The sequence below is a fragment of the Candidatus Villigracilis sp. genome (assembly GCF_057083605.1).
In genome coordinates, this window is record NZ_JBXMTI010000052.1 from 1 (window position 1) to 13,899 (window position 13,899).

14 protein-coding genes are annotated in these 13,899 nt (G+C 47.8%); 8 read left to right on the forward strand and 6 right to left on the reverse strand.

What is annotated here, in order from left to right:
- On the reverse strand, nt 1-139 hold a 139-nt coding region (locus tag AC14M5_RS08265), incomplete at its 3' end, for an LURP-one-related family protein (RefSeq protein WP_484029189.1).
- 66 nt (nt 140-205) lie between these two features.
- Between AC14M5_RS08265 and AC14M5_RS08270 the strand changes: the two genes are divergently transcribed.
- From AC14M5_RS08270 to AC14M5_RS08300, 7 genes are all read left to right on the forward strand, one after another.
- Nucleotides 206-622: an OsmC family protein gene (locus AC14M5_RS08270; RefSeq protein WP_484029176.1), complete on the forward strand. Its 417-nt coding sequence runs from the start codon at nt 206-208 to the stop codon at nt 620-622.
- A 44-nt stretch (nt 623-666) separates the two neighbouring features.
- The gene (locus AC14M5_RS08275; protein WP_484029177.1) at nt 667-1,068 is read left to right on the forward strand and encodes an NUDIX domain-containing protein; all 402 of its coding nucleotides are present in this window, start codon (nt 667-669) and stop codon (nt 1,066-1,068) included.
- Nucleotides 1,065-1,883 (forward strand): hypothetical protein, encoded by an 819-nt coding sequence (locus AC14M5_RS08280; protein ID WP_484029178.1) that lies wholly within the window; start codon nt 1,065-1,067, stop codon nt 1,881-1,883. The genes AC14M5_RS08275 and AC14M5_RS08280 overlap by 4 nt, the downstream gene beginning before the upstream one ends.
- Before the next feature lie 62 nt (nt 1,884-1,945).
- Nucleotides 1,946-2,698, forward strand: coding sequence for a Stf0 family sulfotransferase (locus tag AC14M5_RS08285; protein ID WP_484029179.1), 753 nt, complete (start codon nt 1,946-1,948; stop codon nt 2,696-2,698).
- Between the two features lie 114 nt (nt 2,699-2,812).
- Complete coding sequence (locus tag AC14M5_RS08290; protein WP_484029180.1) at nt 2,813-3,592, forward strand: hypothetical protein; 780 nt, start codon at nt 2,813-2,815, stop codon at nt 3,590-3,592.
- Between the two features lie 248 nt (nt 3,593-3,840).
- Nucleotides 3,841-4,923 carry a hypothetical protein gene (locus AC14M5_RS08295; RefSeq protein ID WP_484029181.1) on the forward strand — a complete coding sequence of 361 codons (1,083 nt, stop codon included), beginning with the start codon at nt 3,841-3,843 and terminating at the stop codon, nt 4,921-4,923.
- A gap of 199 nt (nt 4,924-5,122) precedes the next feature.
- On the forward strand, nt 5,123-5,542 hold the full coding sequence (locus AC14M5_RS08300) for a hypothetical protein (protein WP_484029182.1): 420 nt from the start codon (nt 5,123-5,125) through the stop codon (nt 5,540-5,542).
- Between the two features lie 230 nt (nt 5,543-5,772).
- Here AC14M5_RS08300 and AC14M5_RS08305 read toward each other — a convergent pair whose 3' ends face one another.
- From AC14M5_RS08305 to AC14M5_RS08325, 5 genes are all read right to left on the reverse strand, one after another.
- On the reverse strand, nt 5,773-7,023 hold the full coding sequence (locus tag AC14M5_RS08305; RefSeq protein ID WP_484029183.1) for a hypothetical protein: 1,251 nt from the start codon (nt 7,021-7,023) through the stop codon (nt 5,773-5,775).
- Between the two features lie 229 nt (nt 7,024-7,252).
- Nucleotides 7,253-9,730, reverse strand: a complete 2,478-nt coding sequence (locus AC14M5_RS08310) for an aldehyde dehydrogenase family protein (RefSeq protein ID WP_484029184.1) — start codon at nt 9,728-9,730, stop codon at nt 7,253-7,255.
- Nucleotides 9,731-9,749: 19 nt separating this feature from the next.
- Nucleotides 9,750-10,694 carry a hypothetical protein gene (locus AC14M5_RS08315; protein WP_484029185.1) on the reverse strand — a complete coding sequence of 315 codons (945 nt, stop codon included), beginning with the start codon at nt 10,692-10,694 and terminating at the stop codon, nt 9,750-9,752.
- 52 nt (nt 10,695-10,746) lie between these two features.
- Nucleotides 10,747-11,706, reverse strand: coding sequence for a deoxyribose-phosphate aldolase (deoC, locus tag AC14M5_RS08320; protein ID WP_484029186.1), 960 nt, complete (start codon nt 11,704-11,706; stop codon nt 10,747-10,749).
- Nucleotides 11,707-11,761: 55 nt separating this feature from the next.
- Entirely contained in the window at nt 11,762-13,045 is a 1,284-nt protein-coding gene (locus AC14M5_RS08325) for an MFS transporter (RefSeq protein WP_484029187.1), read from the reverse strand.
- 173 nt (nt 13,046-13,218) lie between these two features.
- Here AC14M5_RS08325 and AC14M5_RS08330 point away from each other — a divergent pair.
- The coding region (locus AC14M5_RS08330; protein WP_484029188.1) for an HD domain-containing protein at nt 13,219-13,899 on the forward strand (681 nt) is incomplete at its 3' end.

The following is a 13,899-nucleotide window of genomic DNA, read 5'->3' on the forward strand; positions in this document are numbered from 1 at the left end:
CATCTTCGAAGACCAGCGTCTTGCGGATGCGTAACACCTTCCCGTCCACTTTGAAGGCGCGTTTGCCTTCCGCATTCTCGATCCAGAAATCATCTCCGATGGAGATCAGGTTTTGACGTATTTTATAGCGGGTTGACATGGGGGACTCCTATTGTATGGATAAATTTTCCGAAAGTATAATCCATTGATACCAAAGGAGTGCAAAATGAAAACCAGCGCCCGTGTAGAAAACAGCGAAGGTCAACACAATGTAACCCTGACCACAAACGACAATTCGCACTCCATTGTCATCCCCCCTAAATCAAGCGGATTCGGTTCCAGTGCCAACGGCGGAGAATTGCTCTTCCTCGCGCTCGCGACCTGCTACTGCAATGACATTTACCGCGAAGCCGCAAAACGAAGTATCAAAGTGGAAAAAGTTGAAGTGGAGGTGAGCGGCGACTTCGGCGCGGAGGGTGAAGGCGCAAAGAATGTGACTTACCGCGCCATGGTCCATGCCAAGGGCACAGAAGATGAAATCCGCAAGTTGATGGAGCACACGGATACAGTTGCCGAGATTCAGAATTCCCTCAGGGTAGAGACACCTGTGATTTTGAGCAAAATCGAGATCTTGACCACATAAGGCTGCACTATGAATCATATTTACAGCCATGCTATACTTGCAGCATGAAACAAGCCCTGACCCATGCTGGTTGTGTGGTGTTTCGCAAGGATGGAGAAGAAACTCTCTTTCTTATCATCTCGTCATCCAGCGGGAAGCATTGGGTTCTGCCGAAGGGTCATATAGAGGGAAACGAAAGCCCCGAAGCAGCTGCCCTGCGCGAGCTGGAAGAGGAAGCGGGGATCAAGGGCCAGGTCGTTGAACCCTTATCCATCCGAAAATATGAAAAAGGCAAAGAGAATGTAACTATTCAATACTTTCTGGTGCGGATGACCGAAGCAGGGAAATCCGGTGAGGGCAGAAACCTTCGTTGGGCAGATAAAGATAGGGCGCTGAAGCTGCTTTCGTTCGACGAATCCAAGAGTGCATTTCAAGAGGCCATAACAGCGATGAGGAGGAATCCATGAATACTGCGCAGGTAAGTATTGAACTCATCCTGGCAGGCATTCTCGCGCTCTGCGCATTTGTCCTGCCGTTTTTGGGTGGATCGGATATCAACAAGGATCTGCTGCAGTCTAATGCACTGATCGGATTTCTAGGCGTGGCCTACTTATTCGGAGTGGTATTCGACAAACTGGCGGATATGATCCTGAATCCATTCGAAAAATTCAAACGACTCGAACAAGCCGATGAATATCTTACGGATCATCCAAATTATAAGAAAGACCCCTACCCGCAAAACATCCTTGAATTCCGCCTGCGGAAATACAAGGATGGTCGACTGGATTGGATGGATTCGCTGAAAAGCCGCATCCGCATCAGCCGCGAACTGGCCGTGCTCGGGCTGCCCGCCACCATGGGAATTGCCCTCTATCAAAGCGCCGCCACGGATTGCAGCACTGTGGCAATATGCCCCTCGCGCTGGGGTTATGTGTTCGTTGCGATCAATGCCCTTCTGGTGATCGCGGCTGTGTTGAATTCCAAAAACATCGACACGATGCCGAACACAAATCATCTCAAAGCCGACAGGAAGGAAAGAACCTTGCAAATGGCCCAGGCCAGGAAGCAGATGTATATCAATTCCTGGGTTTATTACTTGATGATGCTCAATTCGGCGACAGCAATTGCCTTCGTTGCTTCTGGGAATTTGGGGATTCTTATTCTTGGGCTGGCAGGAGTATTTATTACCCTGCTGGGTCTGTGGACCTGGAACACCATCACCCGAACTTACTTGAAGTTCATTGCAAGGGAAATGCCAGATTTTCGCAAAGAGGAAAAATAAAGAAATATTAAATCCGCTGTGACCTTTGTGCAAAGGGATAGAGATCACAAGGAAGAATATCCATGACGCCGAATCTTTCCTACACCATTTGGTTCACCCAGCGGACAGGTAGTACGCTGCTATACAAAGCCATCGAATCTACAGGCGTTGCTGGAGTCCCGCGCGAATGGTTCAACTGCCCGCCCAACCTGCTCACGACTTTCAACAAGACAAGCCATGCCGAACTTCAAGACTATTTATATAGACTTGGAAGTACTGCGAACGGCGTTTTTGGCATTAGTCATTCCTACTATGAACCGCATTTCAGCCAATTGATCGATACGCTTCGGAACTTCCCCGCATGTGGATCTGCCGAAATAAAGCGGACAGCCGTCTGGGAGCGGGTCTTTCCCAATCACCGCCACATCTTCATGACGCGCCGTAACAAAGTTCGGCTGGCAGTTTCATGGTGGAGGGCGATCCAATCGGGAGAATGGCACGTGCCAAACAATGAACCCCGCAAGCCTGTTGACCTTTCCGATAAGTATTCCTTCGACGCCATCAATCACTTATACAACGAATGTTCCATGCGTGAAGCAGGGATACAGGAATTTCTTGCCGAAGGCGGCATTACCCCATTGAATATTTTTTACGAGGACTTTGTGCAAGAATATGAGCAAACCGTTCGAACGATCCTGGATTATCTCGAACTGGATTCGATATCTGCGATCATTGCCCCGCCTGCGCTGACAAAACTGGCAGATGTTGTCTCCGAAGAATGGGTGCAGCGATTTCGTGAAGAACGTCAGAACGGCTGGGCGAATCGTGGATGGTAGGAGATCCACGCGTTAACCAAATAGACAGAGTAACTTGAATTCCAGAAACCTTATACTTGCAATGAAAGGGGTTTAATTGTATTATTTGGTAACTTCCTAAGGAGGAAAGAAATCATGACTATTCTGGAATTCGCCCTATCCATAGTTTCATCCTTGCTTGCCGCCTATCTGGGCTATTTTTTTCGAAAATATCGCGAAGGTATCCCTCAAAGAAATCTGAAGAAAATTCTGAATTTTGGGGAAGATGAAATCATTTTTGTTTTTGCATACAGGGAGGAAGTACCTATTTCTATACTACCAAGAACCTCCACTGAAGATATGGCATCGATAAACAATGTTGTTGGTAGTCTCGTAAAAACAGGGTGGCAAGGACCAATTAAAGTTCGTGACACATCGCATCTCACGCCAGCTGAAAAGCAAAAAAATATTGTCACCTTTTGCAGCCCAAAATCCAACCATTTTACAGCAGAACTACTAAGGGAGCTGCGTGGCAAGGGCATCAAGATCTATGACTTCCGACCACAACCCGAAAATCAGAGTCGATGGGAAATATTTTTAGACATTGCACGGTATCCATCCCCATCTTACGACGAGATTGCTCAACAAACCAGAAATATTCCTGAGGGCACATATACGGATGTCGCTCTTTTAGCTAAAGTTACCAATCCATGGAATGCGGCCAATAAAATATTAATAATTTCTGGCATACGAGGGTTCGGGACATGGGGAGCTGCAGAGTTTTTGCGAAAAAGATCGCAAGAACTTTACCAACAGTTAAGAAAAAACAAGGAATTCAAAACAGATGGTAATTTTGCGGCTGTTCTCAAGATTACATACAATAATCTCGACATAACTGAACATGAAATTTTAGATATTATACCTATTCCAGGTTAATGAAGCAGCTTAGATAGGTAATTAACAAAAAAGATCGGTGCTGCAAAGAGACTATGATTCTCGCTCGAATCTGAGGTAACAATGCATCACATGGATACTGTCGCCGAAATTCAGAATACGCTCAGGGCGGGGACGGATATCAAATTGAGTGGGGTTGAAATTGCTTGGCAAAATTTTCTGTAACCCTTGGATGCATTCGTGCTATACTAAATTTAGCGGAGAATGGACATGAGAAGGCGCGGTGTGACATGGCTAAAAAGGATACTTTTGCCGATAAACAAAACAACCTGAAACAGAGAATTATATCGGGGGGAGAAACTACCTTTCTCAATGAAGTCTTTCATAAAACAACTGTTTTCCTGCAAAAAGCATTACGCAGGCGGGAAACACTATCAGACTGGTGGGGAGTAAGCCTGATTACCATGATATTTATTCTGATCGCAATCAGCGTATTTTCACTTCAAGCAAGTATGAATCCCACCCATTACTCACTGGTTTTCTGGGACATTGTGTTTATGATTCCCACAATCATTTGCATAAAAATTCATAGCGATAGCATCGTCACCCGTCTTCATGAGCAGATCATAGGTTTCCTTCAATCCAACGAAAGCCTTGGCGATCTCGAACGGTGGTGGAATACATATACAAACAAAAGGTCAGCCATCATCTTCATAGTGCTATTTTTAATTTTCACCATGCCGTTTGTATATCTGCTGGCGTATCTTCCAACCGTGGACCTCCCCACGCCAGGCTTGTTGATCCTTTTATTAATCGTGCAGGTCTTTTTCGCCATGGGGTTTTACAATGAACTGGTGTTTTTAACCCTGCTGTCACGTATGCAAAATTATCAATTCGATCTTTTTGAAAGCGATCCTGCAGACTCGACAGTGATCGGCAATTTATCCAGCATGTTCATGGGGACCATCTACCTGTCAGCGGTAATATCCGCCCTTTTAACTTTGGTGGCTGTCGCGACCCAAAACTTTACCCCCCTTGCAATCTTCCTGATTCTCATCCCATTATGGGGTGTCACTACGTTCTTTTTTGTACTGATTCAATTCTCCCTTGCAAAGATCATAACCAAAAAGAAGGATGAGACTCTTAATAGCATCCATAAAAAGATCGAATCTTTGAAAATAGAACAAAACTTCATGGATGAAAAAACAAGGGAAGCGTTCAGTTGGTGGCTGGACTATTACAAAAAGGTAAAACAAACACGCAATTCAGCCATGAATCCAGGCTCCACTCTCGGATTTTTGAACTCATTACTACTTCCACTTTTGACCTTCATCCTGACAAACTTGGGAACACTCTTGGGATGGTTGCGATAGGGAAATCTGCTGTAGCATACGGACACTGTCGTCGAAATTCAAAATACACTCAGAGCAGGAACGGATGTCAAATTGAGCGGGGTTGAGGTTGTGGCAACGTAACCCGCCCCGCCTGCCGAAGGAAGAGTAGAAAAAATAATAAGTTGAAGATGGATGTATAATAAAAAAGGTACGGCAATCACAGAAAAGAAGGTGAACAATGATCTATGCATTTTCTGTTTTGTTCTTCATCCTCGGTCTGGCAACAGGGATTCCCACCATCATTCTTTTTAGACGAATGGAAAATATCAGAAAGGATAGTTCAACTGCTTCTGGCGTAGTTCGTTCCATAGGAAACTATCGTGGCTTTCTATTCGGCAGGTCTGTTCGTCCACTCGTAGCATTTCGCGTCCAAAACACCGAACAGTTGGTAGAAATGACCGACAATAGTGGATTTTTTAATCCACGCTATGAGATAGGCAAGACGGTCGAAGTTGTGTATCACAAGGAAACGCCCTGGAAAGCCTATCTCAAACAGGAATGGACTCTCACCCGCCGCGACTTGTGGTCTGGTATTGGTGAAATTGTCTTCGCCGCTGTTCTATGGTGTGTTGGTGTTTATTTTGGCTTGCCGTTTTAAACAAATTCCACATCAATAAAAACATAAGACCTCTGAGTAGTCGGAGGTCTTATCATCTAATCTCTAATATCGAATTATCTGCTCTTCCCTACTCCCCCGTCGGCGCCCAGATATTCTTGACCTGAGTCGCCTCGTGCAGGAACTCGTGACCTTCTCCCTGCTCGCGGTCGAGCCAATCGCGGGCAGCTTAGTAACAGCAGCAAATAGATACATCGTGAGCATAAAAAGGTTTATTTTACAAAACCACCAACTCGAATGTTCGTAATTTCAACATCCATGCCTGCCAAGGCAGGCAGATCATAGCCAATATAAAACACCTTCGACCCATCAGGAATTGACAGACTTTCATCCATTTTTAGATTATTAATATAGACGCGCATGAAGCCTCCGATTAGCTCAAAACGAATATCGTACGTACGGCTATATTCATAGTGTTGGGTCATAATCTTAATACCGCTATACTCACCCACATCTGCCATCATAAAGAGAATTGCAGGATTATTTCCAACCGTATCAACATGGAATTTGAAACGTGCAGAATCTCTGGCTGACGTCGGATTGTTAGCTGGCGCAACGGCAAAAGTAATATAAGCAGGGGATTCTGAGTTCGCAATATACATCGAATTAATATAGATACTAAATTCAACGACAGAATTATTGCTATCAATGGGCGTATAAATTCCCGCCGTTTCAAAATTTCTTTTATCGCGCTTAAAAAGATGCAAGACGCCCTGTTGATCGGTAAAAATCCCCAGGGATTCAATCGAATAACAGTTATTTAAGTCACTCGACATATCACTTAATGTATTTTGATCGGCAGAGACTGGCTTCCAATTTTGAGAATTTATACAACTATCAGCTAGTGTTCTTGCTGGTAATAGTGTTGGGGCTTCAGAGACGGGTGATAGTGTTGCTGGGGGTGGGGTCTCAGTTGGAAGCGAACAGTCAATGTTTTTTACTGATGAAGAAGAAAACTCAAGTCCCACCCGATAACTATAGTTAGTAGCTTTGGTTTCCCCGTTTTCCATATATTCCACCGTGCCTTCGCGGCGCGTCTCTTTCCAGATAATTGTATATTCCTGTCGGGTATACGCAGGAACTTCAATATTTATACTTTCCGAATGGCCCTTCTGATTACTTATAATGGAAGAGAAATGTTTTTCCACAGATCCTTGTATTTCTACTTTTGCAACGCCAGAGACATCCGCCCCACCAGTAACGCTTGCACCTAAAACAAGCTCCTCTTGATTGGTTTCACTGGCGCTGTCACTGAATTGAATTACCATCTTGAATGGCCCCGCAGCATCGCATTGATCAAAGACCTTGGATTGTATGATTTCCCCCGTTACCAGTTTATTCTCGGTAATATTGAGTACCTCCACTTTGGCCTGTGGCGTTGCTGTAGATGGTGCACACCCAACAAACAATACCAAAAATATACTGAGGGGAAAATTCCGAAACATTGATTTTTCCATGTTCATATTCAATCCTCCTGGTGAGCTTTACGCTCCTAGCTATCAGCCCTTCAAAGAACAGGAACTTAGCTAGCTATTTTGTCTCTGTCTGAACTATTTTAGTCCCGTTTTCCAAAACCTGTGTGGATTGGCGGAATTTCCTTGTTCACCATGAATAACTGAACTGTACATCTTTAACAAAAAAGACCTCCGAGAGTAGCCTCGGAGGTCTAATCATCTAATTATCTGCTCTTCCCTACTCCCCCGTCGGCACCCAGATATTCTTGACCTGCGTGGCCTCGTGCAGGAACTCGTGGCCTTCGCCCTGTTCGCGGGACATCCAATCTCTGGGCAGACCGTAGCCTGTCCACGTGCGTTTCATGTTCGCGGCAGATTCGTTCTCGACGTGATAACAGCCTTCCGCGGGGCCGAAGTACCAGACCGAATCAACATCTTCATGTTGAACAAGGGTTTTGACCAGATGGTCACGGTCACCCGTGACGATGTTGACCACGCCGCCAGGCACATCGGAGGTATCGAGCACCTGATAGAAGTCTGTGGCGGAGAGCGGATATTTCTGGCTGGGGATCATCACCACGGTGTTGCCTCTTGCGATGGCGGGAGCCATGAGTGAGATAAACCCAAGCAAGGGCATTTCGTCAGGGCAGGCGATGCCGATCACACCCATCGGTTCGTTGACTGCGACAGTAATGCCGCGCAAAGTCGTCTCTTGCACGGTGCCGCCATATTTATCGGCCCAGGCCGCGTAACTGAACAATCTTTCCACGGAGGCATCCACCTCGGCTTGAGCAGACTTCTGTGTGCGTCCCGTCATTTCTACAATGCGTTTGACGAACTCCGCATTGCGCGCATCCAGGTTCTCAGCGATGAAATATAAAATCTGCGAGCGGTTGAATCCATGTCGCATGGCCCAACCAGACTTGGCGAGAATTACAGCATGTGCAACTTCAACCGCGTCACGAATATCCTTGCGATTGCCGTCACCGACCTGACCGACCAATTTTCCTTTGTCACTCAACATGCTCAACGTGTATGCGCCGTCAGGGCGGACTTGCTTGCCGCCGATGTACATCTTAGGAGTGCGGTCTATTGAGGGAAGCGAATGTCCATTTGCCCGATCAACTGTCGGCGCGGTGGGACGCGCTGGAATGTGTTCGCCCCATTTCTTTCCATCGAAAGGTGGTCGAGTAGGTGTGCCCCGCGAAGCGGCCGTATCGAGACCAAAGTCTGGGCGCGGACGATCCATCCAGGTCGGTCTCACATATTCAAACAGACCTTCCTTGCCGCCTTCGCGCCCGTAACCCGACTCACGATAGCCGCCGAAGCCCGACGCGCCGTCAAATTGATTCGTGCAATTGACCCACACCGAGCCCGCCTTGATCTTGCTGGCCACATCCAGCGCGAGGTTGATGTTATCGCTCCACACACTGGCGGCGAGACCATAACGCGTGTTGTTCGCAAGTTCGATGGCTTCGCTCGGCGTTCTAAACGTCAGCGAAACCAACACGGGCCCAAAAATTTCCTCTTGAACAGTGGCAGCTGCGGGGTCGAGACCAGTAAGCAGCGTGGGCTTATAGAAGAGGCCCTTTTCAGGCATGGGGATGTTCGGCTGATAACATTCAGCGCCTTCGCTAATGCCCGTCTTCACCCAGCCATCGATCGTGTCCCATTGCGACTGATCGACGATGGCACCCATATCAATTGCCTTATCCAGCGGGTCGCCCACGCGCATGTGTTCCATGCGGGTTTTTAATTTTTGGATGAACTTCGGCGCGACGTTTTCCTGCACAATCAGCCTTGACCCTGCGCAGCAGACCTGACCCTGATTGAACCAGATCGCATCGACCACGCCTTCAATTGCTCCATCCAGATCGGCATCGTCAAACACGACGAATGGACTCTTCCCCCCCAACTCGAGCGACAGTTTCTTGCCCGAGCCAGCCGTCTGCTGACGAAGTGTTCGCCCCACATCGGTGGAACCCGTGAAGGCGATCTTATCCACATCGGGATGTTCAACCAGCATCGAGCCAGCTTTACTGCTGCCTGTGATGATATTAACCACGCCAGGAGGTACACCCGCCTCTGCGACGATCTCGGCGAACAACAATGCAGTCAGTCGTGTATAAGAAGCAGGTTTCAAAACAACCGTATTTCCCATCGCTATGGCAGGCGCGATCTTCCAGCCCAGCATCAATAAAGGGAAGTTCCACGGGATGATCTGCCCGACCACACCCACAGGCTGATAATCGCGCATTTCAGTTTCCATCAATTGCGCCCAGCCCGCATAATAGTAAAAGTGACGTGCCAGCAGCGGCACATCGATATCACGCGACTCGCGGATCGGCTTGCCGTTATCCATGGATTCCAAGACCGCCAGCAAGCGATGATGTTTTTGAATATTGCGCGCAATCGCATACAGATATCGCGCACGGACAACACCTGGAGTCTGGCTCCAAGTGCCGAACGCCTCCCGCGCCGCAGCGACAGCCGCATCCACTTCCTTTTGCCCTGCCTGCGTCGTCTCAGCCAACAACTCGCCATTCGATGGATTGATGGACTGAAAGAATTTCGCACCCTTCGGCGTCACCCATTCGTTGTTGATGAACAGACCGAATTTACGGTTATGTTCATCCAGCCACGCATTGACGGCATCAGGCGCCTCGGGGGCGGGTCCGTATTCCATGCTTTTGAAGATTTCAAGTAAGGTGGTCATAATATACTCCGATCACATTTTATGGCGGCGGGCCAAATGTAAAATATGGCAATGTTTTGGCATTTAATACATATCCGCTCAGCATCGTGCCTGATCCCGGATGTACCAGATCCGTTGACTCCATTACATCTGCCGGTCCGAAAAAAATCATCTCCAGGATTTGTTTTTCCGTCCATCGTGACGCAGGCCGTAAGCTGGGGGCAATATGGACAATCAGATTTCCGTCTTTGGTCCATATTTTCACCATATAACTGTTTTTCGGACCGTATGATGAGTTCCATTTTGCTTCAGAAAATCCGTTTGTATCCGTATTCGCTTTCAGCTGTTCGAAGTCTCCCCGGATATGAACGGTTATTGTGGATTCCGGCCAGAGTCCCCACCGTTGCGGACCGTCGGCGTTCGTAAATTCCAGATAAAATTTGCCTTCATTCCAGTTCGAAAAAGTAAATTCCTTTATGTCGCTGATATTTCCCCTATTCTTTAGCGCTTGTAACATATCCGTATAGATATTAGAGCTGAAATTTACCTTATTCCAAGCATCTGTATTCGGTATATGGGATAATGTCGGCATCAACATCTCACCCTCAATTGATTGATCAAGATATACTGTTGTAAGTAATTGATCAGGCTGTTGCATCCCATCGTTTATGTCTTTCTGGGAATAATCAACCAAATATCCCGAAAATAGCATTCGTTCCCAGGTATTTCGCTCTTTATCCCAAGTATAAGTTAACGTATTGCCTTTCTCTGTTTTCAAATCCATATAGTACATGCCGTTTTCGAAGCGCGTAAATTCATCTGGTGCGTTCGAGTCCTTGGTTGGCGCTGGCGTTTCGGTGGGAGTTGGTGCTAAAGTTGGTGTACTTGTGGGTAAAGATGTGAGTGTCGCGTTTGGCGATTGGGTTGACGCGGGCGAGCAGGCAACCAATGTAACAGCAAGCGTGACTATCAGCGAGATTTTCATAAACTTCATTGTTTTCCTTCGTGCTCTTCGTGTCCTTCGTATATAAAAAAACTTATCCCATTGGCATGTGATGCTTCGCGGCGTAGTGACCTGTGATGTAGTGATACAACTGCCGTTCGATATCGGTCAATAAACTGCTTGCGCCGATGCGGAAAAGGTCATTCATCAGCCACTCGTCGCCGAGTTCTTCCTTCATCAACGACTGCCATGCCATCGCCTGCTTCGCGGAGCTGATTCCGCCCGCGGGCTTGAAGCCGACTTTGTAGCCAAAGCGATCCAGGTAATCGCGGATGGCACGCGTCATTACCAAACTAAATTCCAGCGTGGCATTGACCGTTTCCTTACCTGTGGACGTCTTGATAAAGTCCGAGCCTGCCATCATTGCCACGAGGCTGGCTTGATAGACCTGCTTGAGCGTGCCGAGATCACCTGTTGCGAGAATGGTCTTCATGTGTGCGTCTCCGCAAGCTTTGCGGAATTGTTGCAGCTCGTCGTACATCGCAGCCCAATCGCCAGTAAGAACATAATTGCGGGCGATGACCACATCTATTTCTTTTGCGCCTGCTTCCACGGCCTGCTCGATCTCCTGAACCCGCTGAGGCAGGGGCGTTTGTCCCGCAGGAAAGCCTGTCGCAACAGAGGCAACTGGAATGTTGGATCCACGAAGCGCCTCGACTGCATCATGCACGCGGTTTGGGTAAACGCAGACCGCGCCGACAGTCACTTTCTCGCCGTCGAGTCCGAGTCTCGCGAGCATATCGGGGCGGATGGGCATTCTCGCCTTCGCACATAAACGATGGACGCGCCCGGGCGTATCGTCACCCGCCAATGTAGTCAGGTCAATGCAAGTGACCGCGCGCAACAGCCACGCCGCCTGCCATTCCTTCTTGATGGTCCGTCGTTTGGGCAGCGAGGCAGTGCGCCGTTCCACGGCACTCTTGTTGACGTGCGCACCCATCACCCAATCCAGGTCGAGAGGTGTGCCGGGGTTACGATTGTTTTTTGATGTCATGGTAAGCCTTTACGTTGAATTGTCCTACAACTTTCTTAAATATATCATAATGCCATTAATCCCCAATTACAACATCAGGCAGTTCATCCTCCACCAACCGCAGGCGCGGATAGGCATACATCAGGGCAGTGATTAGCCAAAAGCCCACTCCTGCGAGGCTCATCATTAGGCCGATTCCGCGCCCGATCCCTGTGCCAAATAACGTGCCGAAGAGGGGTGCAAGAAATCCACCAGACATCATTCCAGGCTCAAAGATTCTATCAGCCAGTGGAGCAGACAGCAAAAGCCCAATGGGCGGCCCCAAGCGTGCGATCAGGAAGATCACAGAAAATACCCGGCCTTGCAGCTCAGGCGGTGACTTGGTCTGAACGATGGAACGCAATTGCGCGTTGACCATGGGGATGGGAAAAAGAAAGAAAAATATCCCGATTGCGATCCACCAGAAGACTGGGCGCAGCCCTCCGAACATCAACCCGAGTCCTCCGATTAGAATCCCGGCATAGATTCCGGTCATTTTTCGCTTCGTTCCGCCCCACCAACTGATCATAATTCCACCCAGCAATAACCCAAGGCTGGAGAGCATTTGGGTAAAACCCAGGATTTTTGCATCTGAGAATGACAAAATAAGGGGTGTGATCAGTGCCATCACAGATGACAATAGTAGATTGACAACGCCAATATAAGCCGCAAGCGCGATCAGACCACGTCTCTCTGAAAGGAATTGCCAGCCTTTCTCAATATCCTGCACGATCTTCTGGGCCCTTTGTTCTGAAGTGGTTTCAGGTTGGGGAACGCTCACCAGCAATAAAGTTCCCACGGCGGCAAAGAAGGTTACGAAGTCTATTAACATCATGCCGCCGACACCGATCACGCCTACCAATAACCCAGCTAGCACTGGCGCGAGCAAGCCTTCCAGGGATTGACCAGTTTGCGTCATGCCATTTGCCCGCGTCAATTGATCCTTGGGAACTAGCATCGTAATGGAAGCAGTGAAGGCTGGAAGTTGAAAGGTATTGAATAAAGAGGCAAAAAAGGATGAGACATAAATGTGCCATACTTCCAGGTTGCCGCTGGTATATAGAAGAAAAACGATCAGCGTGGATAGAGCTGCTCCAACATCCGTGAGGATCATCACCCAGCGGCGATTCCAACGGTCTACTAACGCGCCGGCAAACAGGCTGAATATCACAACCGGCAGGGCATTAAACAGTGCCGTATAAACAAAAGGCGCCGCCTCACCGGTCTTCTGGTAGATCCAGATCGAGAGGGCAAAGCCAGTTAAGCCAGACCCGACGGTGGAGATCAATTGACCGATCCAGATGATGACAAATTTACGCATGAATGCCTCGAAGTAAAATTTGGTTGAGTAATGTAGTGGTCAGTAATTCAGCCAAGGTCAAGCGGCTTTTCAGGATTACGCGGGTGACTTGAAATCATAAAAGCTCAAAATATATTGGCTGATATTATCAGACAGTGAAATAAAATCCAACCGCTGTATAATCCGAATAACCCATGAAAACATCAAAAGAGTTTCCGATTTTCGATGAAAGTTTCGCCTCGCTGAACCAGTTCATTCTTGAGCTGGTCAAAGTATACAATGCAGGAGAGCTAAATTCCTGGGACGAGCTGGATGTAAGAGTAAAGTTGTTTTTCACACAGGAAATGATGCAATCAATGGAAGCAAAGATCCCCGGGTGGAAGAAGATGGCGTCCTATGCAGACGGAATCACACTCACACATGTAACTTGTGTTTTCCTGGGCCTGTACATGCTGCCTGAATTTCGGGCTTTATCCGCAGATCAACAGCAAATCGTAAAATGGATCATCCTGTTGCACGATATAGATAAATTTCACATCCGCGGAAAAAAGGATACAATGCACGCCTTCAATTCAGCAGTGGTTGCCGCAAATATGCTGCCAGGCCTTGGATTCCCAATTGACGAGAAATATTATGAACTAATATCCTCGTGGAGTGAATATACCCGTCAAGCCTTCATACTTAGCAGCCCGGATATGCCGCCCAAGCCTGACAATCGAAAACTTCCCAAGATCCTCTCAGACATTGACGATATTTTCGGTGAGAACATCCCCGCCAATCTAATCATAAAAACCATCCTGCTGCACATATCCCTGGATGTGGACAAAAACTATCCCGCTCCCGCCCCGCTGACAGAGAGCGAAATCAAACGCTTT